At 67.7% G+C, this 24235-nt stretch carries 21 protein-coding genes; 11 read left to right on the top strand and 10 right to left on the bottom strand.

From position 1 onward, the window contains the following. Positions 1-201: 201 nt before the first annotated feature. Positions 202-1644: a CCA tRNA nucleotidyltransferase gene (locus ACFYXF_RS10965; RefSeq protein WP_389349229.1), complete on the top strand. Its 1443-nt coding sequence runs from the start codon at positions 202-204 to the stop codon at positions 1642-1644. 116 nt (positions 1645-1760) lie between these two features. On the opposite strand, the gene ACFYXF_RS10960 is transcribed toward ACFYXF_RS10965, so the two are convergent. The 4 genes from ACFYXF_RS10960 to ACFYXF_RS10945 all read right to left on the bottom strand — a co-directional run bounded on the left by ACFYXF_RS10960 (position 1761) and on the right by ACFYXF_RS10945 (position 5520). Next, complete coding sequence (locus ACFYXF_RS10960) at positions 1761-2210, bottom strand: hypothetical protein (protein WP_389349228.1); 450 nt, start codon at positions 2208-2210, stop codon at positions 1761-1763. Positions 2211-2325: 115 nt separating this feature from the next. Further along, the gene (locus tag ACFYXF_RS10955; RefSeq protein WP_389349227.1) at positions 2326-3588 is read right to left on the bottom strand and encodes an MFS transporter; all 1263 of its coding nucleotides are present in this window, start codon (positions 3586-3588) and stop codon (positions 2326-2328) included. A 119-nt stretch (positions 3589-3707) separates the two neighbouring features. Continuing rightward, a complete protein-coding gene (locus ACFYXF_RS10950; protein WP_389349226.1) occupies positions 3708-4790 on the bottom strand; it encodes an inositol-3-phosphate synthase in 1083 nt (360 codons plus the stop codon). 43 nt (positions 4791-4833) lie between these two features. Beyond that, positions 4834-5520, bottom strand: a complete 687-nt coding sequence (locus ACFYXF_RS10945) for a PadR family transcriptional regulator (RefSeq protein WP_389349225.1) — start codon at positions 5518-5520, stop codon at positions 4834-4836. Between the two features lie 383 nt (positions 5521-5903). Here ACFYXF_RS10945 and ACFYXF_RS10940 point away from each other — a divergent pair, with 383 nt between their 5' ends. Both ACFYXF_RS10940 and ACFYXF_RS10935 read left to right on the top strand, forming a co-directional pair. Further along, the gene (locus ACFYXF_RS10940; protein ID WP_389349224.1) at positions 5904-8627 is read left to right on the top strand and encodes a transglycosylase domain-containing protein; all 2724 of its coding nucleotides are present in this window, start codon (positions 5904-5906) and stop codon (positions 8625-8627) included. A 153-nt stretch (positions 8628-8780) separates the two neighbouring features. Further along, on the top strand, positions 8781-10289 hold the full coding sequence (locus ACFYXF_RS10935) for a glycosyltransferase family 87 protein (RefSeq protein ID WP_389349223.1): 1509 nt from the start codon (positions 8781-8783) through the stop codon (positions 10287-10289). An 82-nt stretch (positions 10290-10371) separates the two neighbouring features. On the opposite strand, the gene ACFYXF_RS10930 is transcribed toward ACFYXF_RS10935, so the two are convergent. The 3 genes from ACFYXF_RS10930 to ACFYXF_RS10920 all read right to left on the bottom strand — a co-directional run bounded on the left by ACFYXF_RS10930 (position 10372) and on the right by ACFYXF_RS10920 (position 13057). Beyond that, positions 10372-11403: an alanine racemase gene (locus ACFYXF_RS10930; RefSeq protein WP_235476843.1), complete on the bottom strand. Its 1032-nt coding sequence runs from the start codon at positions 11401-11403 to the stop codon at positions 10372-10374. Between the two features lie 66 nt (positions 11404-11469). Then, positions 11470-12591 (bottom strand): peptidoglycan bridge formation glycyltransferase FemX, encoded by a 1122-nt coding sequence (femX, locus tag ACFYXF_RS10925; RefSeq protein ID WP_389349222.1) that lies wholly within the window; start codon positions 12589-12591, stop codon positions 11470-11472. Positions 12592-12742: 151 nt separating this feature from the next. Then, entirely contained in the window at positions 12743-13057 is a 315-nt protein-coding gene (locus ACFYXF_RS10920; RefSeq protein ID WP_105970260.1) for a hypothetical protein, read from the bottom strand. Positions 13058-13322: 265 nt separating this feature from the next. Here ACFYXF_RS10920 and rpsF point away from each other — a divergent pair, with 265 nt between their 5' ends. From rpsF to rplI, 4 genes are all read left to right on the top strand, one after another. After that, the gene (rpsF, locus tag ACFYXF_RS10915; protein ID WP_006381649.1) at positions 13323-13613 is read left to right on the top strand and encodes a 30S ribosomal protein S6; all 291 of its coding nucleotides are present in this window, start codon (positions 13323-13325) and stop codon (positions 13611-13613) included. 80 nt (positions 13614-13693) lie between these two features. Next, positions 13694-14314 carry a single-stranded DNA-binding protein gene (locus ACFYXF_RS10910; protein WP_389349221.1) on the top strand — a complete coding sequence of 207 codons (621 nt, stop codon included), beginning with the start codon at positions 13694-13696 and terminating at the stop codon, positions 14312-14314. A gap of 57 nt (positions 14315-14371) precedes the next feature. Next, positions 14372-14608: a 30S ribosomal protein S18 gene (rpsR, locus tag ACFYXF_RS10905; RefSeq protein ID WP_006381652.1), complete on the top strand. Its 237-nt coding sequence runs from the start codon at positions 14372-14374 to the stop codon at positions 14606-14608. A gap of 18 nt (positions 14609-14626) precedes the next feature. Then, positions 14627-15073, top strand: a complete 447-nt coding sequence (gene rplI, locus ACFYXF_RS10900) for a 50S ribosomal protein L9 (RefSeq protein WP_006381650.1) — start codon at positions 14627-14629, stop codon at positions 15071-15073. A gap of 140 nt (positions 15074-15213) precedes the next feature. Here the strand turns inward: rplI and ACFYXF_RS10895 are convergent, their stop codons facing one another. Continuing rightward, a complete protein-coding gene (locus ACFYXF_RS10895) occupies positions 15214-16551 on the bottom strand; it encodes an MATE family efflux transporter (RefSeq protein ID WP_389349220.1) in 1338 nt (445 codons plus the stop codon). A gap of 460 nt (positions 16552-17011) precedes the next feature. Here ACFYXF_RS10895 and dnaB point away from each other — a divergent pair, with 460 nt between their 5' ends. Further along, on the top strand, positions 17012-18487 hold the full coding sequence (dnaB, locus tag ACFYXF_RS10890) for a replicative DNA helicase (RefSeq protein ID WP_389349219.1): 1476 nt from the start codon (positions 17012-17014) through the stop codon (positions 18485-18487). A 65-nt stretch (positions 18488-18552) separates the two neighbouring features. Next, positions 18553-19938, top strand: a complete 1386-nt coding sequence (locus tag ACFYXF_RS10885) for a serine hydrolase domain-containing protein (protein ID WP_389349218.1) — start codon at positions 18553-18555, stop codon at positions 19936-19938. Positions 19939-19991: 53 nt separating this feature from the next. Here the strand turns inward: ACFYXF_RS10885 and ACFYXF_RS10880 are convergent, their stop codons facing one another. Beyond that, positions 19992-20444, bottom strand: coding sequence for a GNAT family N-acetyltransferase (locus ACFYXF_RS10880; protein WP_389349217.1), 453 nt, complete (start codon positions 20442-20444; stop codon positions 19992-19994). Between the two features lie 41 nt (positions 20445-20485). Beyond that, positions 20486-21352, bottom strand: coding sequence for a GNAT family N-acetyltransferase (locus tag ACFYXF_RS10875; protein ID WP_389349216.1), 867 nt, complete (start codon positions 21350-21352; stop codon positions 20486-20488). 162 nt (positions 21353-21514) lie between these two features. Between ACFYXF_RS10875 and ACFYXF_RS10870 the strand changes: the two genes are divergently transcribed. Next, positions 21515-22147, top strand: coding sequence for an HAD family hydrolase (locus ACFYXF_RS10870; RefSeq protein ID WP_389349215.1), 633 nt, complete (start codon positions 21515-21517; stop codon positions 22145-22147). A 414-nt stretch (positions 22148-22561) separates the two neighbouring features. Next, positions 22562-24220, top strand: a complete 1659-nt coding sequence (locus tag ACFYXF_RS10865) for a globin domain-containing protein (protein WP_389349214.1) — start codon at positions 22562-22564, stop codon at positions 24218-24220. The last annotated feature ends 15 nt before the right edge of the window (positions 24221-24235 follow it).

Below are 24235 nucleotides of genomic sequence, written 5' to 3'. Positions count from 1 at the left end.
TCGTCAGTGGTCGTCGGAATGTGCGTCCACGCATGGTAACGATGCGCGCTGAGGGGAAGTGCCGCGGACTGCTCCACAAGATCGTGGAACACCGTCCGGCTGTCCTCTATGTACGTGTATTGATGGAGGAGTCCCCACTGGTGGGCGTGGACGTTTTATGGAGGCGCGGGCCGTCGCCCGGGCCACGTACCCTTTTCTGTTGTGCCGAACGCCAACGAAGACAATTCCAGCGCCCTGAGCCAGGTGCAGCACCGCGCGGTGAGTGAGCTGCTGCGGGTGGCCCCGGTCGCCGACGACCTCGCCCGCCGTTTCCAGGAGGCCGGGTTCTCGCTCGCCCTGGTCGGAGGCTCCGTCCGGGACGCGCTGCTGGGCCGGCTCGGCAACGACCTGGACTTCACGACCGACGCCCGGCCCGAGGACGTACTGAAGATCGTGCGGCCCTGGGCGGACTCGGTGTGGGACGTCGGGATCGCCTTCGGGACCGTCGGGGCACAGAAGGAAGGCTTCCAGATCGAGGTGACCACGTACCGGTCGGAGGCGTACGACCGGACCTCGCGCAAGCCAGAGGTGTCGTACGGCGACTCCATCGAGGAGGATCTCGTCCGGCGCGACTTCACGGTGAACGCGATGGCCGTGGCGCTGCCGGAGAAGGTGTTCATCGATCCGCACGGTGGACGCGAGGACCTGGCAAGGCGGGTACTGCGTACCCCGGGCACGCCCGAGGCGTCCTTCTCCGACGACCCGCTGCGGATGATGCGGGCCGCGCGGTTCGCGGCCCAGCTCGACTTCGAGGTGGCCCCCGAGGTCGTCACCGCCATGACCGAGATGGCCGGGCGCATCGAGATCGTCTCGGCGGAGCGGGTACGGGACGAGCTGAACAAGCTGGTCCTGTCCGCGCACCCCCGCAAGGGCCTGACGCTGCTGGTGGACACCGGCCTCGCCGACCACGTACTGCCCGAGCTGCCGGCCCTGCGCCTGGAGCGCGACGAGCACCACCGGCACAAGGACGTCTACGAGCACACACTGATCGTCCTGGAGCAGGCGATCGAGCTGGAGCAGGACGCTCCCGACCTCGTCCTCCGTCTTGCCGCGCTGCTGCACGACATCGGCAAGCCGCGCACGCGCCGCTTCGAGGAGGACGGGCGGGTCTCGTTCCATCACCACGAGGTGGTCGGGGCGAAGATGACCAAGAAGCGGATGACGGCGCTGAAGTACTCCAACGAGCTGGTGAAGGACGTCTCACGTCTGGTTGAACTCCACCTGCGCTTCCACGGGTACGGCACCGGGGAGTGGACGGACTCGGCGGTCCGACGCTATGTCCGGGACGCAGGCCCCCTCCTCGACCGCCTCCACAAGCTGACCCGCTCGGACTGCACCACGCGGAACAAGCGCAGGGCCACGGCGCTCTCGCGTGCGTACGACGGCCTGGAGGAGCGCATCGCTCAACTCCAGGAGCAGGAGGAGCTGGACGCGATCCGTCCCGACCTGGACGGCAACCAGATCATGGAGATCCTGGGCGTCGGACCCGGGCCGGCGATCGGGCAGGCGTACAAGTTCCTGCTGGAACTGCGGCTGGAGAACGGGCCGATGGAGCAGGAGGCGGCGGTGGCGGCACTGAAGGAGTGGTGGGCCGAGCAGGGCTGAGGCCGTGAAACGGCGGTGATGTTTCACGTGAAACATCACCGCCGGAACGCACAGAGGGCGATGTTTCACGTGAAACATCGCCCTCTGTGCGTGTGGGCTGCGTCAGCCCGGACTGCTCAGACTTCCTTGAGGCAGAGCACGACGTCGTGGCTGCTGCCCTGCTGGTAGTAGGAGATCGTCGCCTCGGTGACGGCCTCGCACTTGTTGGCGTCGCTGGTGTTGTCGAACTTCTGGACAACCTTGTACTGGGCGTCGCTGGAGGTGCAGTCGACCTCTTTGAGGTCGGGGCTCGTGTCCGTACCGTCGTTGTGCATGCAGGAGCCCACCGACGTCGTCTCGGCGTCGCTCTGGCCGAAGTACCACTTGCCGCCGGCGATGGCTATGGCGACGACGATGAACACGCCTATGCGCAGCAGCTTCTTGCTGAAGCGCTTGGCCGGCGCGGGCGGCGGGACCGGAACTCCCTGGAACGGGGCACCCTGGTGCGGCGGGTACGGCTGCTGGGGCGCCGTCGGCTCGACAGAGGCAGGGGTGTTCGGGTTCTGGTCCTGCGGCGGAGTGGTCACTCGGGGGTCCCCCTTGGCTATGGGTGTGCTTGGTGCGAAGTAAGACGCACGTAAGTTACCGGGACCCACTGACAACTCTGTAGCTCAGAGAGTCTCTGTGGCCTTCATGTGACACTTACCGGCGTTCAAAGCGGGCCATAGATACAGCAATTGCCCCGTAGATAACGGCGATCGTGACCAACAGAGACACCGAGCGGCCGTCGGAGGGCAGCATCAGGGCCGCCACTCCGGCCGCGCCGACGAAGGCGACGTTGAACAGGACGTCGTAGAGGGAGAAGATCCGGCCGCGGAAGCCGTCGTCGACCGAGGACTGGACGATCGTGTCCGTGGCGATCTTCGAGCCCTGGGTGACGAGGCCCAGGACGAACGCCGCGATCAGCATGGGCACTTCGGTGAACGCCAGGCCGAGCGCGGGCACGAGGACCGCCGCCGCTCCGGCGCACACCACGATCCAGCCGCCGGGACCGAGCCGTACGGCCGCCGCCGGGGTGATCACGGCCGCGACGAAGAAGCCCGCCCCTGAGATCCCCACGGCGAGGCCCAGCAGGGCCAGCCCGTCGTCGGAGCCGTCCGACCAGGCGTACCGGCAGAGCATCAGCACCATGACCGTCAGGGCGCCGTAGCAGAACCGCATCAGCGTCATCGCGGCCAGCGACCAGGCCGCCTCCCGACGCCCCGGCTCGGCAAGGTGCCGTACGCCCGCCGCCAGGCCACGTGCGGTGCCGCTGAGCGCGGCCGCCAGCCGGGGTTGCACCAACTCGGGGTCGGGTCCCAGCAGTTCCCGGTCGAGGCGGAGGGAGGCGAGCGACGAGCAGAGGTACAGAGCCGCGCCCAGGAGAACCACCGCGGCGTCCGAGTCGGAGGCCGCCAGCCGTACGACGAAGGCGAGTCCGCCGCCCGCCGTGGCCGCGAGCGTGCCGGCCGTCGGGGAGAGCGAGTTGGCGATCACCAGCCGGTCGTCGTCGACCACGCGCGGCAAGGACGCCGAAAGTCCGGCCAGCACGAAGCGGTTGACGGCGGTGACGCAGAGGGCGGAGACATAGAAGAGCCAGTCGGGGACATGGCTCAGCATCAGAACGGCCGTCACACATGCGAGAAGGGCGCGCAGCAGATTGCCGTACAGGAAGACCTGGCGGCGTCGCCAGCGGTCCAGCAGGACGCCCGCGAAGGGGCCGACCAGGGAGTACGGCAGCAGCAGGACCGCCATCGCGGAGGCGATCGCCGCCGCCGAGGTCTGCTTCTCCGGCGAGAAGACGACGTACGTGGCGAGTGCGACCTGATAGACGCCGTCGGCGCCCTGGGAAAGCAGCCGTACGGCGAGCAGGCGCCGGAAGTTCCTCAGACGCAGGAGTACGCGCAGGTCACGTACGACAGCCATGGGGCACAGCCTCACATACGAGGAGGGTCCCCGGGCGGATGACCCGGGGACCCTCGACGGGCAGGAGCGACAAGCCTGTGGGAGCTCGACCGGCGCTGGACTCCTCTCAGCGCACGACCTCAGCGCTCGACTTCGCCCTTGATGAACTTCTCGACGTTGTCCCGTGCCTCGTCGTCGAAGTACTGGACCGGCGGGGACTTCATGAAGTAGCTCGACGCGGAGAGGATCGGGCCGCCGATACCGCGGTCCTTGGCGATCTTCGCGGCGCGCACGGCGTCGATGATGACGCCGGCGGAGTTCGGGGAGTCCCAGACCTCCAGCTTGTACTCCAGGTTCAGCGGGACGTCACCGAACGCGCGGCCCTCCAGCCGGACGTACGCCCACTTGCGGTCGTCGAGCCAGGCCACGTAGTCGGACGGGCCGATGTGGACGTTGTCGGCGCCCAGTTCGCGGTCGCGGATCTGGGAGGTGACGGCCTGCGTCTTGGAGATCTTCTTGGACTCCAGGCGCTCACGTTCGAGCATGTTCTTGAAGTCCATGTTGCCGCCGACGTTCAGCTGCATCGTGCGGTCCAGGACCACGCCCCGGTCCTCGAACAGCTTCGCCATCACGCGGTGCGTGATCGTGGCGCCGACCTGCGACTTGATGTCGTCACCGACGATCGGGACGCCCGCCTCGGTGAACTTGTCCGCCCACTCCTTCGTACCGGCGATGAAGACCGGGAGGGCGTTGACGAAGGCGACCTTGGCGTCGATGGCGCACTGGGCGTAGAACTTCGCCGCCGCCTCGGAACCGACGGGCAGGTAGCAGACGAGAACGTCGACCTGCTTCTTCTTGAGGATCTTGACGACGTCGACCGGTTCGGCCTCGGACTCCTCGATGGTCTCGCGGTAGTACTTGCCGAGACCGTCGAGGGTGTGGCCACGCCGGACCTTCACACCGGTGTTCGGGACGTCGCAGATCTTGATGGTGTTGTTCTCGGAGGCGCCGATGGCGTCCGCCAGGTCGAGGCCGACCTTCTTGGCGTCCACGTCGAACGCGGCGACGAACTCGATGTCCTTGACGTGGTAGTCCCCGAACTGCACATGCATGAGGCCCGGGACCCTGGACGCCGGATCGGCCTCCTTGTAGTACTCGACTCCCTGTACCAGCGACGCGGCGCAGTTGCCCACGCCGACGACGGCTACGCGAACCGAACCCATTCGGTTGCTCCCTGTGTGTACGAGTGAGGCCCTGGCAGGGGCCTCACGTGGCGGTGTCGTCGGACGGACCGGTCCGGGAGTCGTCCTCCCGGGACCGGGGCAGGCCGCCCGGCGCTCCAGATGTGGTGTCCTGCGAGTCGGGTTCCCCGGAATCGGCACCCTTGAGGTCCCGTCCGGCCCGCTCGCTCTCGATCAGCTCGTTCAGCCAGCGCACTTCGCGCTCCACGGACTCCATCCCGTGGCGCTGGAGCTCGAGGGTGTAGTCGTCGAGGCGCTCCCGCGTACGCGCCAGAGAGGCGCGCATCTTCTCCAGACGCTCCTCCAGCCGGCTGCGACGGCCCTCGAGCACGCGCATGCGCACATCGCGGGACGTCTGCCCGAAGAAGGCGAAACGAGCGGCGAAGTGCTCGTCCTCGTACGCGTCCGGGCCCGTCTGCGAGAGCAGCTCCTCGAAGTGCTCCTTACCTTCCGCCGTCAACCGATAGACGATCTTGGCGCGGCGCCCTGTGAGGGGAACGGCGAGCGCGTCCTCCGACGCGCCTCCGGACTCCTCGATCAACCAGCCGCTCGCGACGAGCGTCTTGAGGCAGGGGTACAGCGTGCCGTAGCTGAAGGCGCGGAACACACCCAGTGACGTATTGAGTCGTTTCCGCAGCTCATAGCCGTGCATCGGGGACTCGCGGAGCAGACCGAGGACGGCGAACTCGAGGATCCCGGAACGCCGGCTCATCGTCGCCTCCTTTCTCCCACGGTCCGACCGTGACGTCTCCAGCACTGTTTATGCCGAGCTGATGTATCGACTCGATACATCTAGACGATAGATCGACCCCGTGGATGCGACAAGAGGGGAGGTGGTGAACGGGATCACATCACCGATTCGTAGGAAGCAAGTTGCCTGATTTGGGGTGAACTTCGGCGCTAGGCGGGTTTTGACGGTGCGTAGTCTGTGCGGCATGCAGTCCACCGGGAACCGAGTGACGTTTGGGGACGTCGTCGTGCTTGGTGCGGTACGGGTGAATGCGAACACGGCCGCATCCGTACTTGGGGGGGACCGGAAACCAGCCGCCGTTTCCAGGCGCGCGCGGGTGCGCCTGCCCAAGGAGTAATCGTTCGATGAGCGAGCACCGTCGCAAACCGCCGCAGCCGCAGGGAGGCGGACGTGCCGCGGCCCGACGCGGCCAGTCCGGTTCGTCCTCCGGCCGCCGTGCGGCACCGCGGGGCGCAACCGAGTCTCCTTCCGATTCCTACGGATCGGGTTCCTACGGGTTGGGTCCCTACGGAGCCGAAGGTGACGAGCGCCAGTCCGCAGGCCGCGCCGAGTCCCGGCGCGCCGCCCAGAGAAGTACTGGTGGACGTCGCAGAGGGGCCGAGGACGGCGGACGCCGCGGCGGTCCCAGCGGCCCGAACGGACCCGGGCGCGGCAGAGGCCGCGCTGCCGGTCCCCCGCCCAAGAAGCGTTTCATCGACTATCCGCGCGCGGGCAAGTACGGAGCGGCACGCTGGATGCCGTCCTGGCGGCAGGTGACGGGGCTGTTCATCGGCTTCGTCGGCAGCCTGGTGGCGGTGGCCGGCATCGGTTACGCCCTGGTGGGTGTGCCGGATGTCGCCAAGGCCGCCAACGCCCAGAACAACGTCTACTACTGGGCCGACGGCAGCCAGATGGTCGCGACCGGTGGTGAGACGAACCGCCAGATCATCGGCTACGAGCAGATCCCTGCGTCGATGCGGTACGCCGTGATGTCGGCCGAGAACAAGACGTTCGAGACCGACAGCGGCGTCGACCCGATGGGTATCGCCCGGGCCCTGTTCAACATGGCCAAGGGCGGTCAGACACAGGGTGGTTCGACGATCACCCAGCAGTACGTGAAGAACGCCCGCCTGGACGACCAGTCGCAGACGCTCACGCGGAAGTTCAAGGAGCTGTTCATCTCCATCAAGGTCGGCACCAACGTCTCCAAAGAGGAGATCATGGCCGGCTACCTGAACACCGGCTACTTCGGTCGTGACTCCTACGGCCTTCAGGCGGCCGCGCGCGCGTACTTCAACAAGGACGCCAAGGACCTGACCCCCAGCGAGTGCGCCTTCCTGGCCGCGGTGCTCAAGGGCGCCACGTACTACGACCCGGCCGGCAACGTGGCCGTCGACCCCGTGAACGCCACCCCCGAGAAAAACCGCAAGCGGGTCGAGGAACGGTGGGAGTGGATCCTCAACGAGGAGGTCAAGGACGGGCGCATGACCGCGGTCGATCGCGCCAAGATCACGACCTTCCCGAAGATCCAGAGCCCGCGTTCCAACACCGCGCTGGGCGGCCAGGTCGGCTACCTCGTCGACCTCGCCAAGGGCTACCTCATCAACAACACCGACAAGACCGGGATCACCGCCGACCAACTGCAGCAGGGCGGCTACTCGATCTACACGACCTTCGACAAGAAGAAGGTCGCGGCGTTGGAGAAGGCGGTCACGAAGGTCCAGAAGGCGAACATCAAGCCCAAGGAACGCCCGGACACCGACAAGTACGTCCAGTTCGGCGGCGCTTCCGTGGACCCGACGACGGGCGCGATCAAGGCCATCTACGGCGGTGAGGACGCGACCAAGCACTTCACCAACAACGCCGACACGACCGGCGCCCAGGTGGGTTCGACGTTCAAGACGTACGTACTCGCCGCCGCGATGAAGTGGGGCGTCCGGGATCCCGATCTGGGGGCGACGCAGGCACAGGACGAGCGGACCCAGGTCTCTCCGGAGAGCATCTACAGCGGCAAGAACAAGCTCAAGATCGAGAACTACGACGGCACGATCTGGAAGGACAAGGACGACAAGGAGTGGCTGCAGCGCAACGACGGCGACGAGTCGTACAACGCGCCCAGCTTCCGGATCGACCTGCGTGAGGCGATGCGGGTCTCCTCCAACTCCGCCTACGTCCAGCTCGGTATGGATGTCGGCCTGGACAAGGTCAGGGAGTCCGCCACAGATGCGGGCCTCCTCGACAGCAGTCTGGCCAGCGCCGACTTCCCGTCGTTCTCCATCGGTACCTCTGACCCGAGCGCGATCCGCGTGGCCGGCAGTTACGCGACCTTCGCGGCGAGCGGCAAGCAGAACAACCCTTACTCGGTCGAGAAGGTGACCAGCAAGGACGGCACGGTCTTCGATCACAGGAAGATCGCCAAGGCCAAGCAGGCGTTCACCGCCCAGGTCGCCGACAACGTCACCGACGTCCTCAAGACCGTGGTCGAGGACGGAACGGGTACGGCGGCCCAGCTGACCGGCCGTCAGGTGGCCGGCAAGACCGGTACCACCGACGGCAACAAGTCGGCCTGGTTCGTCGGCTACACCCCGCAGTTGTCCACCGCGATCAGCATGTTCCGGATGGACGACGACGAGACCAAGAAGAACCGCGAGTTCCTGGAGATGTACGGCACGGGTGGCCAGGAGAAGATCCACGGCGCCTCGTTCCCGGCCGAGATCTGGCACGACTACATGGAACAGGCGCTCAAGGGCGTACCGGTGAAGAACTTCCCGACTCCCGAGCCCTACGGCGAGGTCGTCGACGAGGACCCGCTGCCGAGCCCGACTCCTTCCGTCACCGAGTCCGAGGAAGAAGAGATCCCGACACCGAGTCCGACGCCCACCGACGAGATCGAGACCTCTCCGTCGCCCTCGCCGAGCGAGACCTGCGGCACCTTCGACGTCAGCTGCCAAGACACCGGAGGGACCGAGACGGGCGGCACGGACGAAGGCACTACCGACGGCGGAGTGACATCGAGTCCAACGCCGACGGAAAGCGAAGAGGAAAGTAACGGCAACGCGAACGGGAACGGCGGAGGCATCTTCGGCTGACCGAGCTGAGGACCGGATCAGCGCCCGGCGCGGGTGTTTCACGTGAAACACCGATCCGATTCGCGCTGTTTCACGTGAAACATGGGGCCGTCGCACCGACCAGGTGCGGCGGCCCTCGGCGTATTCCTAGATGCGTACGGCAGGATGAGGCCCATGCCCAGTGCAGAGACGACGCAAGCGAGCGTGCGCGAACCGGACCTGGTACGGCCGACCAAGGACGACGAGATCGCCGTGGCCGGCAGTGAGCTGATCGGCGGCCCCATCGGCCGCCGTGCCCTGTTGGGGACGTCCTGGTGGACTCCGGTACGGGTGGTAGCGCTCATGGCGATCGGTATGTTCGCCCTCGGCCTGGTCCAGAAGGCGCCCTGCTACAACGGCGGCTGGTTCTTCGGGGCCAGCACGCAGTACACCCACGCCTGCTACTCCGACATCCCGCACCTCTACCAGGGCCGTGGATTCGCCGACGGACTCGTGCCGTACTTCGACAAGCTCTCCGGCGACATGAAGTACCTCGAATACCCGGTGCTGACCGGCGTGTTCATGGAGGTGGCCGCCTGGCTCACGCCCGGCAGCGGCACCATCCAGCACCAGGAGCAGTGGTACTGGTTCGTCAACGCTGGAATGCTGATGGTGTGCGCGGCGATCATCGCCGTATGCGTGTCGCGCACCCACGCGCGGCGCCCCTGGGACGGTCTGCTGGTCGCCCTGGCGCCCGCCTTCGCGCTCACCGCCACGATCAACTGGGACCTGCTGGCGGTCGCTCTGACGGCCGCGGCGATGCTGATGTGGTCCCGGGGGCGGCCGCTCGCCTTCGGTGTCCTGCTGGGGCTCGCCACGGCCGCCAAGCTCTATCCCTTCCTGCTGCTGGGCCCGCTGTTCGTGCTGTGCTGGCGCGCGGGCAAGTGGCGGCCGTTCGGCACGGCACTGGGGGGCGCCGTGGTCGCCTGGGTCGCCGTGAACCTGCCGGTGATGGTCTTCGCCTTCGAGGGCTGGTCGAAGTTCTACACGTTCAGCCAGGAGCGGGGCGTCGACTTCGGCTCCTTCTGGCTGATCATCGCCCAGCGCTTCGACTATCCGTTCAGCACTGAGACCGTCAACACCTTCGCGACGCTGCTGATGCTGGCCTCGGCCGTGGGCATCGCGGCACTCACACTGACCGCCCCGCGCCGTCCGCGCTTCGCCCAGCTGGCCTTCCTGATCGTCGCCGCGTTCATCCTCACCAACAAGGTCTACTCACCCCAGTACGTCCTGTGGCTGGTCCCCCTCGCCGTACTGGCCCGCCCGAAGTGGCGGGACTTCCTCATCTGGCAGGCGTGCGAGGTTGCGTACTTCCTGGGGATCTGGATGTACCTCGCCTACACGACCAGCGGTGACGCCCACAAGGGCCTGCCCACCGAGGGCTATCAGTTCGCCATCGCCGCCCACCTGGTGGGCACGCTGTACCTGTGCGCCGTGATCGTCCGGGACATCCTCATGCCGGAGCGGGACGTGGTGCGCCGGGCCGGCGACGACGATCCGTCCGGGGGTGTGCTGGACGGCGCCGAGGACGTCTTCGTGCTCGGCGCCGCCGCCCGTCCGCCGCGGCACGCCGCGCACTTCGACGGGCCTCAGGTGGAGTGGGGCAGCCGGCCGGTACGGGAGGACGAGGAGCGTTCGCTCTGAGCGAACGCGGCAGGGAAGGGCCATGCGAAAGGCCGTACACGGACTTCGTGTACGGCCTTTCGCATGGCTCGCGGCTGTGCGGTCAGCGGTCGACGATCCGGTCGAACTGCGTGGTGGTGTGTCGCAGATGGGCCACCAGTTCTTCGCCGACCTTCGGCTCCGGGGCGTCCGAGGGCACGAAGAGGATCGAGACCTGCATGTGCGGCGGCTCGGCGAACCAGCGCTGCTTGCCGCCCCAGACGAACGGGGCGAGGTTCCGGTTGACGGTGGCGAGACCGGCCCGGGCGACGCCCTTGGCGCGCGGCATGACGCCGTGCAGCGCCTTGGGGGCCTCCAGGCCCACTCCGTGCGACGTACCGCCCGCCACGACCACCAGATAGCCGTCAGAGGCCGCCTTCTGCTGCCGGTAGCCGAAGCGGTCGCCCTTGGCCACGCGGGTGACGTCCAGGACCGCGCCGCGATATTCCGTGGCCTCGTGGTCCCCCAGCCACAGCCGCGTGCCGATACGGGCGCGGAAGCGGGTCTGCGGGAACTGCTGCTGAAGCCGCCCGAGATCCTCGGCCTTGAGATGGCTGACGAACATGGTGTGCAGCGGCAGCCGGGCCGCGCGCAGCCGGTCCATCCAGCCGATGACCTCCTCCACGGCGTCCGAACCGTCGGTGCGGTCCAGCGGCAGGTGGATCGCGAAGCCTTCGAGGCGTACGTCCTCTATGGCGGCGTGCAGCTGGGGCAGCTCCTGCTCGGTCACACCGTGGCGCTTCATGGAGGACATGACCTCGATGACGACACGGGCGCCGACGAGGCCGTGCACGCCGTCCACCGACGACACCGAGCGGATGACGCGATCGGGCAGCGGTACGGGCTCCTCGCCCCGTCTGAAGGGAGTCAGCACCAGCAGATCGCCGCTGAACCAGTCCTTGGTCCGCGCGGCCTCGTACGTCGTGCCGACGGCCAGGACGTCCGAGCCCAGCCGCGTGGCCTCCTCGGCCAGCCGCTCGTGCCCGAAGCCGTAGCCGTTGCCCTTGCAGACCGGGACGAGCCCCGGGAACTGCTCGGACACGTGCTTGTGGTGCGCACGCCAGCGCGCGGTGTCGACGTAGAGCGTGAGCGCCATGGCCGGGACCTGGAACCTTTCTCGTGGCTGCGATCTGTCAGAGGTACGAACGGAGAATCGGGGAGATCAGCGGCGCGACATGTAGATGTCGAGCGCCTTGTGGAGCAGCTTGTTGAGCGGGAAGTCCCACTCGCCGAGATACTCGGCAGCCTGCCCACCTGTGCCGACCTTGAACTGGATCAGACCGAAGAGGTGGTCCGTCTCGTCCAGCGAGTCCGAAATGCCGCGCAGGTCGTACACGGTGGCGCCCAGTGCGTAGGCGTCGCGCAGCATCCGCCACTGCATGGCGTTCGAGGGACGGACCTCACGGCCGATGTTGTCCGAGGCGCCGTACGAGTACCAGACGTGCCCGCCGACGATCAGCATCGTCGCCGCCGACAGGTTCACTCCGTTGTGGCGCGCGAAGTAGAGCCGCATGCGGTTGGGGTCCTCCGAGTTGAGGGCCGTCCACATGCGCTGGAAGTACGACAGCGGGCGGGGCCTGAAGTGGTCGCGCACCGCCGTGATCTCGTACAGCCGCTGCCACTCCTCCAGGTCGTGGTAACCGCCCTGGACGACCTCGACACCGGACTTCTCGGCCTTCTTGATGTTGCGGCGCCAGAGCTGGTTGAAGTTCTGGTGCACCTCTTCCAGTGAACGGTTCGCCAGCGGCACCTGGTAGACGTAGCGAGGCTGTACGTCGCCGAAGCCGGCACCGCCGTCCTCGCCCTGCTGCCAGCCCATGCGGCGCAGCTTGTCGGCGACCTCGAAGGCACGCGGCTCGATGAAGTCGGCCTCGATGTCGCGCAGCCGCTTCACGTCCGGGCTCTGGATGCCGGCCTTGATGGACGGGGCGTCCCAGCGCCGGATGATCACTGGCGGGCCCATCTTCACGGAGAAGGCGCCCTGCTGCTTGAGGTGCGCCAGCATCGGCTGGATCCAGTCGTCGAGATTCGGCGCGAACCAGTTGATGACCGGGCCCTCGGGCAGATACGCCAGATACCGCTTGATCTTGGGCAGCTGGCGGTACAGCACAAGACCCGCGCCGACGATCTCGCCGGTCCGGTCGTCGAACCACCCGAGGTTCTCGGAGCGCCACTCCGCCTTGACGTCGGCCCAGGCCGGAACCTGCATGTGGCTCGCCGACGGCAGGCTCTGGATGTACGCCAGATGCTGCTCTCGGCTGATCGTCCTCAGGGTCAGGCTCATTCGGGGCGCTCCTCGGGCTGGTGTGTCCCCATGGGTACAGGGGCTCCGGCTCTCGCGCCGAAGCCTACTGCGCCCTGCGAGCGCCTCGTCTGGCCGTATGGCACCTGTGCCCCGGCTCTGCGTCGGCCGGGGCACGGGAGCACGGTCCGCGTCAGCCGATCACGCCGCCGAAGAGGCCGCCGTGCGCCATGCCGAGGAAGAAGCCGACCGCTGCGGCGCCGAGGCCCAGGATCAGCCCGAAGCGTTCACGGGTCGTCTCCGAGACGAACTGTCCGTACGCGCCGGTGAGGATCCCCACCAGGCCGGTCCAGGAACTGAGCAGATGCAGACTGTGGAACATCGCCGTGACGAAGGCCGTCACCCCGAGCACCAGTGTCACAGCGAGGAGGCTGTCCTGGAGCGGATGGGGCTTGCCGTCGGTGGCGAAGAGGGATCCGGCGGTGTTGGGTCGCAATGCCTGTGCCATGTGGCACCTCCTGCGGAAGGCGGCGCATCGTAGCGCCGTACACACCCGATGTGTACAGATTGACGGTCACAGGGGGCTGATTTCAACCGGAAGCCGCTGTGCGGGTACTCTGTACCGTCTGCACCGGTGTCTGCCCTGGCCATGACGAGGAATTCCTTCCGGGAACTCCGATTGTCAGTGGCCGCGGATACCGTTGCGTACGCATCAACAACCCTCCTGCCACGGAACGACCGTGGCCGCTGAGTCCAAAGGAGGTGGGTTCCACATGCGTCACTACGAAGTGATGGTCATCCTCGACCCCGAGCTGGAGGAGCGCGCTGTCGCCCCTCTGATCGAGAACTTCCTCTCCGTCGTCCGTGAGGGCAACGGAAAGGTGGAGAAGGTCGACACCTGGGGCCGTCGTCGTCTCTCGTACGAGATCAAGAAGAAGCCCGAGGGCATCTACTCGGTCATCGATCTGCAGGCTGAGCCCGCGATCGTCAAGGAGCTCGACCGCCAGATGAACCTGAACGAGTCGGTCCTCCGGACCAAGGTCCTCCGCCCCGAGACCCACTGAGCCTCCCGCTCAGCTGATCCCGGGATTTCGAGTAGCAGCACCAAAAGCAGCCAGCAGCAAACCCGCCGAGAGGTTCCCCTATGGCAGGCGAGACCGTCATCACGGTCGTCGGCAATCTTGTCGACGACCCCGAGCTGCGCTTCACCCCCTCCGGTGCGGCGGTCGCGAAGTTCCGTGTCGCGTCCACGCCCCGCACGTTCGACCGTCAGACGAACGAGTGGAAGGACGGCGAGAGCCTGTTCCTGACCTGCTCGGTCTGGCGTCAGGCGGCGGAGAACGTCGCGGAGTCGCTCCAGCGAGGCATGCGCGTCATCGTGCAGGGCCGGCTGAAGCAGCGGTCCTACGAGGACCGTGAGGGCGTCAAGCGCACGGTCTACGAGCTGGACGTCGAGGAAGTCGGCGCCAGCCTGCGCAGTGCCACGGCCAAGGTCACCAAGACCGCCGGCGGTGCCGGCCGCGGTGGCCAGGGCGGTTACGGCGGCGGTGGCGGTGGCGGCCAGCAGGGCGGCGGCTGGGGTGGAAACTCCGGCGGCACTCCGCAGGGCGGCGGCGCTCCGGCCGACGACCCCTGGGCGACCGGCGCTCCCGCCGGTGGCAACCAGGGCGGCGGCGGTGGCGGCTGGGGTGGAAACTCCGGCGGCGCCAGCGGTGGCGGCGGTGGCGGCGGTGGCGGCGGCTACTCGGACGAGCCCCCCTTCTAGGCCTTCGGGCCGAGGGCGGGTCGTACCCACACTTCTTGATCACACAGGAGAAACACCATGGCGAAGCCGCCTGTGCGCAAGCCTAAGAAGAAGGTCTGCGCTTTCTGCAAGGACAAGGTCCAGTACGTGGACTACAAGGACACGAACATGCTGCGGAAGTTCATTTCCGACCGCGGCAAGATCCGTGCCCGCCGCGTGACCGGCAACTGCACGCAGCACCAGCGTGACGTCGCCACGGCCGTCAAGAACAGCCGTGAGATGGCGCTGCTGCCCTACACGTCCACCGCGCGATAAGGGAAGGGTGACCGACTAATGAAGATCATCCTCACCCACGAGGTCTCCGGCCTCGGTGCCGCGGGCGACGTCGTCGACGTCAAGGACGGCTACGCTCGCAACTACCTGATCCCGCGGAACTTCGCGATCCGCTGGACCAAGGGCGGCGAGAAGGACGTCGAGCAGATTCGTCGCGCTCGCAAGATCCACGAGATCCAGACCATCGAGCAGGCCAACGACATCAAGGCCCGCCTCGAAGGCGTCAAGGTCCGTCTGGCCGTCCGCTCCGGCGACGCCGGTCGTCTCTTCGGTTCCGTCACCCCGGCCGACATCGCCACGGCGATCAAGGCTTCCGGTGGCCCCGAGGTCGACAAGCGCCGCATCGAGCTGGGCTCCCCGATCAAGACGCTCGGCGCCCACGAGACGTCCGTGCGCCTGCACCCCGAGGTTGCCGCCAAGGTCAACATCGAGGTCGTTGCTGCCTGAGCCCAGCGCTCACTGAGCAGTTGTGGGGCCGTACCCTCCGGGGTGCGGCCCTTCTGCTTGCGCTGGGCGCACCCGATGTTTCACGTGAAACAGCAGGAATCCGGTCGATGTTTCACGTGAAACAGGGAGCCGAGGCGGTCTCAGCGGGTCGCGCCCGTGACCATCCATCGGCCCGATCGGGCTCGCAGCCACAGGGTCAGCATGCGGACAGCCATCATGAGCGTCATCGCTCCCCAGAGCGCGGTGAGGCTGCCACCGAGAGTCGGCACGAGCAGGGCCACCGGTGTGAAGACGGCGAGCGTGACCACCATCGCCCGGGCCAGATAAGGACCGTCACCCGCGCCCATCAGTACGCCGTCGAGGACGTAGACGATCCCGCAGATCGGTTGTGCCAACGCGACCACGAGCAGGGCAGGCAACGCGGCTTCCTTGACCACGGAGTCACTGGTGAACAGCGGCAGGAACAGCGGACGGCTGACGATCACCAACAAACCGAGCGCGACTCCCGTGGCGATTCCCCACTCGACCATGCGTCGGGAGGCTTCACGGGCACCCTGGGTGTCGTTCGCGCCGAGGTAACGCCCGATGATGGCCTGCCCTGCGATGGCGATCGCATCGAGCGCGAAGGCGAGCAGGCTCCACAAGGACAGAATGATCTGGTGCGCGGCGACGTCCGCGTCCCCGAGCCGCGCGGCGACGGCTGTGGCGATCATCAGGATCGCCCGCAGGGAGAGCGTGCGGACAAGGAGAGGGGCGCCCGCCTGGGCGGAGGCCCGTATCCCCTTGGTGTCGGGGCGCAGTGAGGCGCCGTGCCGACGGGCGCCGCGGACGACGACCGTGAGATAGGCCGCCGCCATACCCCACTGCGCGATGACGGTTCCCCACGCGGAGCCGGCGATGCCGAGGTCCGCGCCGTAGACGAGGCCTGCGTTGAGGACGGCGTTGGCGACGAAGCCCGCGACGGCCACGTACAGCGGGGTTCTGGTGTCCTGGAGGCCGCGCAGAACTCCGGTCGAGGCGAGGACGACGAGCATGGCCGGGATGCCGAGCGCCGAGATCCGCAGATAGGTGACCGCGTACGGGGCCGCGGTGTCCGAGGCGCCGAAGAGGCCCACGAGTGCGGGTGCCGAGGGCAGGACGACGGCGATGACGGCGGCTCCGAGCAGCAGGGCGAGCCAGATGCCGTCCACACCCTGGCGGATGGCGGCCTGGAGATCGCCCGCGCCGACGCGTCGGGCGACGGCGGCCGTGGTGGCGTATGCGAGGAAGACGAAGACGCTGACGGCTGTGGTGAGAAGGGCGGAGGCGATGCCGAGTCCGGCCAGTTGAGCTGTGCCGAGGTGGCCGATGATCGCGCTGTCGGCGATGACGAAGAGAGGCTCGGCGACGAGTGCGCCGAAGGCGGGGACGGCCAGTGCGACGATCTCTCGGTCGTGCCGGCGCCGGGTCGCCCTGGGTGCAGTTGGAGCCTGTGTCATGACCACCAATCTAATCTTCCACAGGTAAGAGATGCAATGCGGTTGTGACTATTACCTCTCCTCCTGAGGTGTGCGCTGCCACGCGCCGTTCGCGGAGATCTTGGCCCAATGAGGAAACTTTTTCTTCTGCACAGCCGGTGGATGGGAAACGTGCTGGTCAGAAGGGGTTTTTTGGAAGTCGCGAAAGCTTGTTCACAGGGCTGTCCACCGGGTCGTGCACAGGTTTTGGCAAGTTCTCCACAGCATCCGGGCCGTCGTCCACATGGCCTGTGGATAACCAGATTGGCTGACGGTGCCGACGGGCCTACGGTGGTGCGGCGCCCGCTCCCTTCCCTTGGCCTCGGAAACGTCACAAAACCGACGCGCCGGAACCGGAGTTGGGCCTCTTATTTGTCAGTGCCGTGCCGTAGAACAGAGAGGCACGGCGAGGTCCGCTCGGCGGACGGGAGGAGGTGGCTCGGTGAGTATTTCCGAGCCCTTGGACGACCCGTGGGCCGACAGCGGTCCCAGTGATCGTCTGCCCGCCTCCCGGCAGCGCCGCGAAGGGGGCCGGGGCCGCGACGAACAGCACGACCGCGGCCGCGAGAACGGTGCGTGGGAGAGCGAGGGCACGTCCTTCGAGCGGGTACCGCCGCAGGATCTCGACGCCGAACAGTCCGTCCTCGGCGGCATGCTCCTGTCCAAGGACGCGATCGCCGACGTCGTCGAGGTCCTCAAGGGCCATGACTTCTACCGGCCCGCGCACGAGATCGTCTACGGGGCGATCCTCGACCTCTACGCGAAGGGCGAGCCGGCCGACCCCATCACGGTCGCGGCCGAACTCACCAGACGCGGCGAGATCACCAAGGTCGGCGGCGCACCCTATCTGCACGCGTTGGTGCAGACGGTGCCGACAGCGGCCAACGCCGAGTACTACGCGGAGATCGTCCACGAACGCGCGGTCCTGCGGCGTCTGGTCGAGGCCGGAACCCGCATCACCCAGATGGGATACGCGGCCGACGGGGACGTCGACGAGATCGTCAACAGCGCCCAGGCCGAGATCTACGCGGTCACCGAGCAGCGCACCACCGAGGACTATCTGCCGCTCGGCGACATCATGGAGGGCGCGCTCGACGAGATCGAGGCGATCGGCTCGCGTTCGGGGGAGATGACCGGTGTGCCCACCGGCTTCACCGACCTCGACCAGCTCACCAACGGTCTCCACCCCGGACAGATGATCATCATCGCGGCTCGCCCCGCCATGGGTAAGTCGACGCTGGCGCTGGACTTCGCCCGTGCCTGTTCGATCAAGCACAACATGCCGAGCGTGATCTTCTCCCTCGAAATGGGCCGCAACGAGATCGCCATGCGTCTGCTGTCCGCCGAGGCACGCGTGGCCCTTCACCACATGCGCTCCGGCACGTTGACCGACGACGACTGGACCCGGCTCGCCCGCCGGATGCCGGACGTCTCGGCCGCGCCGCTGTACATCGACGACTCCCCGAACCTGTCGATGATGGAGATCCGCGCCAAGTGCCGCCGCCTCAAGCAGCGCGCCGATCTGAAGCTCGTGGTCATCGACTACCTCCAGCTGATGCAGTCCGGCGGCAAGCGTTCCGAGAGCCGCCAGCAGGAGGTCTCCGACATGTCGCGAAACCTGAAGCTCCTGGCCAAGGAGCTGGAGCTGCCGGTGATCGCGCTCTCGCAGCTGAACCGTGGCCCCGAGCAGCGCACGGACAAGAAGCCCATGGTCTCCGACCTGCGTGAGTCCGGCTCGATCGAGCAGGACGCGGACATGGTGATCCTGCTGCACCGCGAGGACGCGTACGAGAAGGAGTCACCGCGCGCGGGCGAGGCGGACATCATCGTCGGCAAGCACCGAAACGGCCCGACGGCGACGATTACGGTCGCCTTCCAGGGCCACTATTCACGGTTCGTGGACATGGCCCAGACGTAGGACCGGGTCCGCGACAGAGGGGAAATGCGCTCGACGCGACGCGGCCCGGCCGATGGACTTGCCCCATGACAACACCTCAGGACGAACTTCTTCCCGGTACGCGACGGGCGTTGCTGCACCGGATCGCTGTTGCCCAGAGCGAGGGGCGGGCGCCGTCGCTGGTCGCGGCGCTCGTGCGGGGCGGGGAGACGGTGTGGACGGGGGCGCGGAGTTCGGTGGACGGTGAGGTGCCCGACGCCGACGTGCAGTACCGGATCGGTTCGATCACCAAGACCTTCACCGCCGTACTGGTGATGCGGCTGCGCGACGAGGGGCTGCTCGATCTCGTCGACCCGCTGGAGAAGCATCTGCCGGGTACCGGTGCGGGGGAGGCCACCATCGCCGAACTCCTCGCGCACACCGGTGGGTTGGCGGCCGAGTCGCCCCCTCCCTGGTGGGAGCGGACGCCCGGATCCCTGCGGCCCGAACTGGCAGACGTCCTCGGGGAGCGGCCGTTGCTGCATCCCGTGGGTCGGCGTCACCACTACTCGAACCCCGGATACAGCCTGCTCGGCGCGCTGGTCGAGGAGTTGCGCGGTGCTCCGTGGGAGGACGTGTTGCGGCGTGAGGTGCTCGAACCCCTGGGGCTGGAGCGGACCAGCGGGCAGCCGCAGGCACCGCACGCGGGCGGGTGGGCGGTGCATCCCTGGGCCGATGTACTGCTGCCGGAGCCGATCGAGGACCTCGGGCGGATGGCACCGGCCGGTCAGCTCTGGTCCACCGCAGGGGACTTGGCGCGCTTCGCCGTCTTCCTCGCCGAGGGAGACGACCGGGTGCTGAGCGCCGCGTCCGTTGCGGAGATGCGTACGCCGGCCGCTCCGCCCGAGGCGGCGGACGTGGCCGCAGGTTCGGCGTACGGCCTCGGTATGCAGGTCCAGTACCGGGACGGCCGGATGCTGGTGGGACACGGCGGATCGCTGCCCGGCTTTCTGGCGAGCCTCACCATCTGCGTGGCGGACGACCTCGCGGCTGTCGTCCTGGCCAACTGCACCTCCGGTCCGCTGGTGTCCGCGGTCGCCGCCGACCTCGTGAGGATCGTCGCGGAGGCTGAGCCGCGGATTCCCGAGCCGTGGCGACCGTTGCCCGAAGTCGACAGCTCCGTACTGGAGTTGACTGGCCAGTGGTACTGGGGGACCGCCCCGTATGCCCTGCGGCTGTCGGCCGACGGAGGCGTCTCACTGGGACCCTTGACCGGCATCGGCCGCCGCTCGCGCTTCAGGGCGAACGGCGACGGCACCTGGACGGGCCTCGACGGCTATTTCGCCGGAGAGCTTCTGCGGGCCGTACGGCGGCCGAACGAGACCGTGGACCACCTGGACCTCGGGTCGTTCGTCTTCGTGCGTCAGCCGTACGAGGAAGGGGCTTCTGTGCCGGGTGGGGTGGATCCGGAGGGGTGGCGCGGGATCAGTTAGGCGTCGGACACGGGAAAGCGTCATGTTTCACGTGAAACATGACGCTTTCCCGGTCAGAGCTGGAGTTTGAAGCCCACGTGCGAAGCCGTGAAACCGAGCCGCTCGTAGAAGCGATGGGCTTCTGCACGAGTGACGTCCGACGTCAGCTGCACCAACTGGCAGTTCTCGCGGCGTGACGTGTCGATCGCCCACTCGATGAGCTGCGTGCCCAGGCCGCTGCCGCGTTCGGCGGCGTGGACACGCACACCCTCGATGATCGACCGGGTCGCGCCCTTGCGGGACAGTCCGGGCACGATCGTGAGCTGCAGCGTGCCGACCACCTGACCCTCGCGGACCGCGACGACCAGGTGCTGGTTCGGGTCTGCGGCGAGACGGTTCAGCGCGGTGTAGTACGGGGTCAGGTCGTCCGGCGATTCGCGCTCGGCGCCCAGCGGGTCGTCGGCGAGCATGCCGACGACCGCGGGAATGTCCTGCGTCGTCACGGGCCGCATCTCAAGATCTCCCATGGCCGCAGCCTATGCGGGCAGATTCCCGTCTCGCCGCGACCTCAGCCCGCAGCGACCGTCAGTGGCGCGAACCGTCGTGTCCAGTCGCCCGGCAGTTCCGAGATCCCGTACGTCATCACGGCGTTGAAGCTCAGGGGAGCCAGTCCGCGCTCCTTCACCCACGTCAGCAGTTCCTCGTGCCGTACGTCGATGTCCGTTCGCAGCGGGCGGTCGGTGCGGGCGGCGAGTGAGGCGAGGAGTGCCTTCGCCGTCTCCGTGTCGCGGGCGATCAGCGGGCCGACGACCTGGGTGTCCGTGGTGGGCCAGGCCGCCGAGTAGCCGATGATCCGGCCGTTCTCCTCGGCGACGCGCAGCTGGTCGGCGAAGGCGGGGAGCCGGGTGATGATGTGCGTGCGGTCGGTACCGAACACCTCCTCGTCCAGCCGGATGATCCTGGCGAGATCCTCGGCCGTGGCCGCGCGTGTGCCGACCTCCGACTCCGGCCCGTGCGGTGTGAATCGCCCGCGCACCATCTCGGCCTTGCCGGTGACCTTGAAGCCGAGTTCCTCATAGAGAGGACGGCCGTACGGGGTCGCGTGCAGCGTCAGCGGAGTGGTGCCCATCGCGGCGATGACGTACTGCATCAGCCGCCGTCCGATGCCCTGACGGGTGTGCCGCTCGGCGACCAGCACCATGCCGATGGCGCCCAAGTCGGGGTTTCCGTACGGCCCGTACTCGGTGACGACACATGCGGCGACCAGCCCGCCGCCGGGGTCGTCGATGCCGTAGCCCTTCCCGGCTGTGAGGAGGAGGCCCCACTTGTGCTCTTCGCGGGGCCAGCCCCGGTTCTCGGACAGGTCGGCGCAGGCGGTGAGATCGCGGTGCGTCAGACGGCGGATGGGCAGATCAGCGGGGGAAGGAGTCGGCACGCAGGTCAGGCTGTCCGACCGGCGCCCCTGACGTCCACCTGTTTGCGGTCGGACGCACGTTCTTTTGGCCATGTCGTGCCTGTCCGTACAGCGCGTGGACAGATGTTTCACGTGAAACGCTGAGCATCGGTCATCGGGCGACAGGCTCTAGCCTCGGTACACATGACGCGACTGCATCTCTTCGACCTCGATGGAACGCTGTTGTATGGCTCGGCTGCCCCAGTGGAGATATCCCGGCAACTGGGACTGGACCGCGAAATAGCCGAGTTGGAGCGGGACTTCGTGATGCGGCGCGTCGAGCCCGCGGAGTACGCCCGCCGTGTGCGTCTTCTCTGGGCGGAGCTGACCGAGGCGCATGTCGACGCGGCCTTCGTGGGAGCGCCGTGGCTCCTGCGGATCAGGGAGACCTGGGCCGAGATCAGGGACCGAGGGGAGTACTGCGCGGTCGTCTCCCTGTCGCCCTCGTTCTTCGTCGAACGGCTGACGGGGTGGGGCGCGCACGCGGCGCACGGCTCACGTTTCCCCGCGGTGCCTTTCACGGAGCCCCTGGATCCCAGCGGCATCCTGACTCCGGCGGCCAAGGTGGAGATCGCGGACCGGCTCTGCGGGCAGTTCGGGCTGACCCGGGCCGACTGCGTCGCGTACGGCGATTCGCTCTCCGACACGGAACTCTTCGGGGCGGTGCCGGTCTCTGTCGCGGTGAACGCGGACCGTCATCTGGCGGGCCTGGCGACTCACGCCTACGCGGGGCGGGATTTGTGGGATGCCTATGAATTGGTGTGCGGCGCCCGGTAATTGAGGGAATTCATGGTTCGCCCCATGCTCTTTCACGGTGAAGAAGGGCGGGACTTGTGTGCGCGGCAACGGCCGGTATGGTCGACTCCGGTTCATGTCCGCGTCGGGGCGCGTATCCCGCACACGCGGCAAGAGCAGGGCAATACAGCCTAACGGGACGGAGAGATCGAAGACTCGCATTTCCGGTTACGCGGTGGAGGCGTTCGTCCATGGTGGGACGCTGCGGTGAGAGGACTGCGGTGATTGTCACACTCTGGCCTTACTTGTCCGTACGGGACGGTAATCCGGGTTGAATGTGGCCGCATTGGACAGAGGCCGAACAGGGAAAAGCAAGCCGTCAGCGGGGGAACGCGGGCACATTCCGACCGAGGAAGTGCGCAGACCGACCGAAAGATGTTCGAGGCGAGGCAGACCATGGACGCTCCGACCACCACGTCCGCCGACAACGGCACTTCCGGCGGCAGCGGCGGGGGCGGCTGGTTCAAGCCGCGCAAGCAGCCGGAGGCACCCCCGGGCGGCGAGCAGGAGGCGACGGAAGGCAGTCGGCTGGCCGCGCTGCGTCCCGTGGGCAGGCCCGGTACGGGCGCCTCCCCGAGCCCCTCGCCGGACGACGGCGCCCGTCCGGCCGTGGCAGAGCCCGTGCCCGAGCAGGAACGAATACCCGCGCCGTCGACCCCCCAGCCTCCGCGGGTCCCTCCGACTCCCGCACCCCTGCCTCCCCTGCCCCTTGCTCCCGCGTCACCGCTTCCCGCGCCCTTCGCTCCGGTGCCTCCGGCCACCGAAGCCCCGATGCCCCCGCCCTTCGCCCCACGGCCCCAGGCATCAGTACCCCCCGCATCAGTACCCCCAGCTTCCGATACGCCGGCCCCCGCACCCGAGGCCGCTCCCCCCGCAGGACCCGCCCGTCCCCGACTGGAGCCGGTTCCCGTGGCCGCCGCTTCCGAGCCCCTCCGGGAGGCCTCCTCGGACGCGGTGCTCATCCGGCGGACCATGTCCGTGGTCGGTCCTGTCGCCGACAAGACAACCTCGTACTTCTACGCGCTCCTCTTCGTCCGTCATCCCGAACTGCGCTCACTGTTCCCGGCAGCGATGGACACCCAGCGGGACCGGCTGCTCAAGGCGCTGCTCACCGCCGCCGAGCACATCGACAACACCGAGGTCCTCGTCGCGTATCTGCAGAACCTCGGCCGGGGCCACCGCAAGTACGGCACCCGGCCCGAGCACTACCCGGCCGTCGGTGAGTGCCTCATCGGCTCGCTGAGCCGGTACGCCGCCGAGATCTGGAACCCGGAGACCGAGGCGGCCTGGGTACGGGCGTACACGACGATGTCGCAGGTGATGATCGACGCGGCGGCCGTCGACGAACTGCGCGCTCCTGCCTGGTGGTACGGGGAGGTGGTCTCGCACGAACTCAGGACCCCGGACATAGCTGTCCTCACCGTCCGGCCCGACCAGCCGTACCCGTTCCTCGCCGGGCAGTACACGAGCCTGGAGACGCCCTGGTGGCCCCGCATCTGGCGGCACTACTCCTTCGCCTCGGCGCCCCGCTCCGACGGCTTGCTGTCGTTCCACGTGAAGGCGGTGCCCGCGGGCTGGGTCTCCAACGCGCTGGTGCACCGGGCCCGGCCCGGAGACATCGTCCGGCTCGGCCCGCCCGCCGGCACGATGACCGTCGACCACACCACCAACAGCGGCCTGCTCTGTCTGGGCGGGGGCACTGGCATCGCGCCCATCAAGGCACTGGTCGAGGACGTCGCCGAACACGGTGACCGGCGGCGGGTCGAGGTGTTCTACGGCGCCCGTACGGATGTCGACCTGTACGACATCGACACCATGCTGCGCCTCCAGCAGAACCACCCCTGGCTGGCCGTACGTGCGGTCATCGACGAGCAGTCGCATTTCCAGCTCCCCGACGCCGTACGGGAGTACGGGCCCTGGTACGAGTACGACGCCTATCTGTCGGGCCCGCCCGGGATGATCCGCAGCGGTGTGGACGCGCTGCGTCGCGCAGGTTTCCCCGCGGAGCGGATCCGCCACGACGCGGTGGAGGAACTGGTCGTCACCGGGAACTGACCCGCCTGAGCGATG

This window comes from Streptomyces sp. NPDC002680 (assembly GCF_042889145.1).
Lineage (GTDB): Bacteria > Actinomycetota > Actinomycetes > Streptomycetales > Streptomycetaceae > Streptomyces > Streptomyces adonidis.
Note: the sequence above shows the minus strand (reverse complement) of the source record. Positions and strands in the feature narration are given on the sequence as shown.

Excerpts from the sequence above, each read along its gene's own strand:
- ACFYXF_RS10935 (WP_389349223.1), top strand. The coding sequence starts at position 8,781 with ATGCCCAGTGCAGAGACGACGCAAGCGAGCGTGCGCGAACCGGACCTG.
- femX (WP_389349222.1), bottom strand. The coding sequence starts at position 12,591 with ATGAGCCTGACCCTGAGGACGATCAGCCGAGAGCAGCATCTGGCGTAC.
- ACFYXF_RS10940 (WP_389349224.1), top strand. The coding sequence starts at position 5,904 with ATGAGCGAGCACCGTCGCAAACCGCCGCAGCCGCAGGGAGGCGGACGT.
- rplI (WP_006381650.1), top strand. The coding sequence starts at position 14,627 with ATGAAGATCATCCTCACCCACGAGGTCTCCGGCCTCGGTGCCGCGGGC.
- rpsF (WP_006381649.1), top strand. The coding sequence starts at position 13,323 with ATGCGTCACTACGAAGTGATGGTCATCCTCGACCCCGAGCTGGAGGAG.
- ACFYXF_RS10885 (WP_389349218.1), top strand. The coding sequence starts at position 18,553 with ATGACAACACCTCAGGACGAACTTCTTCCCGGTACGCGACGGGCGTTG.
- ACFYXF_RS10920 (WP_105970260.1), bottom strand. The coding sequence starts at position 13,057 with ATGGCACAGGCATTGCGACCCAACACCGCCGGATCCCTCTTCGCCACC.
- ACFYXF_RS10880 (WP_389349217.1), bottom strand. The coding sequence starts at position 20,444 with ATGGGAGATCTTGAGATGCGGCCCGTGACGACGCAGGACATTCCCGCG.
- ACFYXF_RS10945 (WP_389349225.1), bottom strand. The coding sequence starts at position 5,520 with ATGAGCCGGCGTTCCGGGATCCTCGAGTTCGCCGTCCTCGGTCTGCTC.
- ACFYXF_RS10955 (WP_389349227.1), bottom strand. The coding sequence starts at position 3,588 with ATGGCTGTCGTACGTGACCTGCGCGTACTCCTGCGTCTGAGGAACTTC.
- ACFYXF_RS10865 (WP_389349214.1), top strand. The coding sequence starts at position 22,562 with ATGGACGCTCCGACCACCACGTCCGCCGACAACGGCACTTCCGGCGGC.
- rpsR (WP_006381652.1), top strand. The coding sequence starts at position 14,372 with ATGGCGAAGCCGCCTGTGCGCAAGCCTAAGAAGAAGGTCTGCGCTTTC.
- ACFYXF_RS10870 (WP_389349215.1), top strand. The coding sequence starts at position 21,515 with ATGACGCGACTGCATCTCTTCGACCTCGATGGAACGCTGTTGTATGGC.
- ACFYXF_RS10895 (WP_389349220.1), bottom strand. The coding sequence starts at position 16,551 with ATGACACAGGCTCCAACTGCACCCAGGGCGACCCGGCGCCGGCACGAC.
- ACFYXF_RS10950 (WP_389349226.1), bottom strand. The coding sequence starts at position 4,790 with ATGGGTTCGGTTCGCGTAGCCGTCGTCGGCGTGGGCAACTGCGCCGCG.
- ACFYXF_RS10930 (WP_235476843.1), bottom strand. The coding sequence starts at position 11,403 with ATGGCGCTCACGCTCTACGTCGACACCGCGCGCTGGCGTGCGCACCAC.
- ACFYXF_RS10910 (WP_389349221.1), top strand. The coding sequence starts at position 13,694 with ATGGCAGGCGAGACCGTCATCACGGTCGTCGGCAATCTTGTCGACGAC.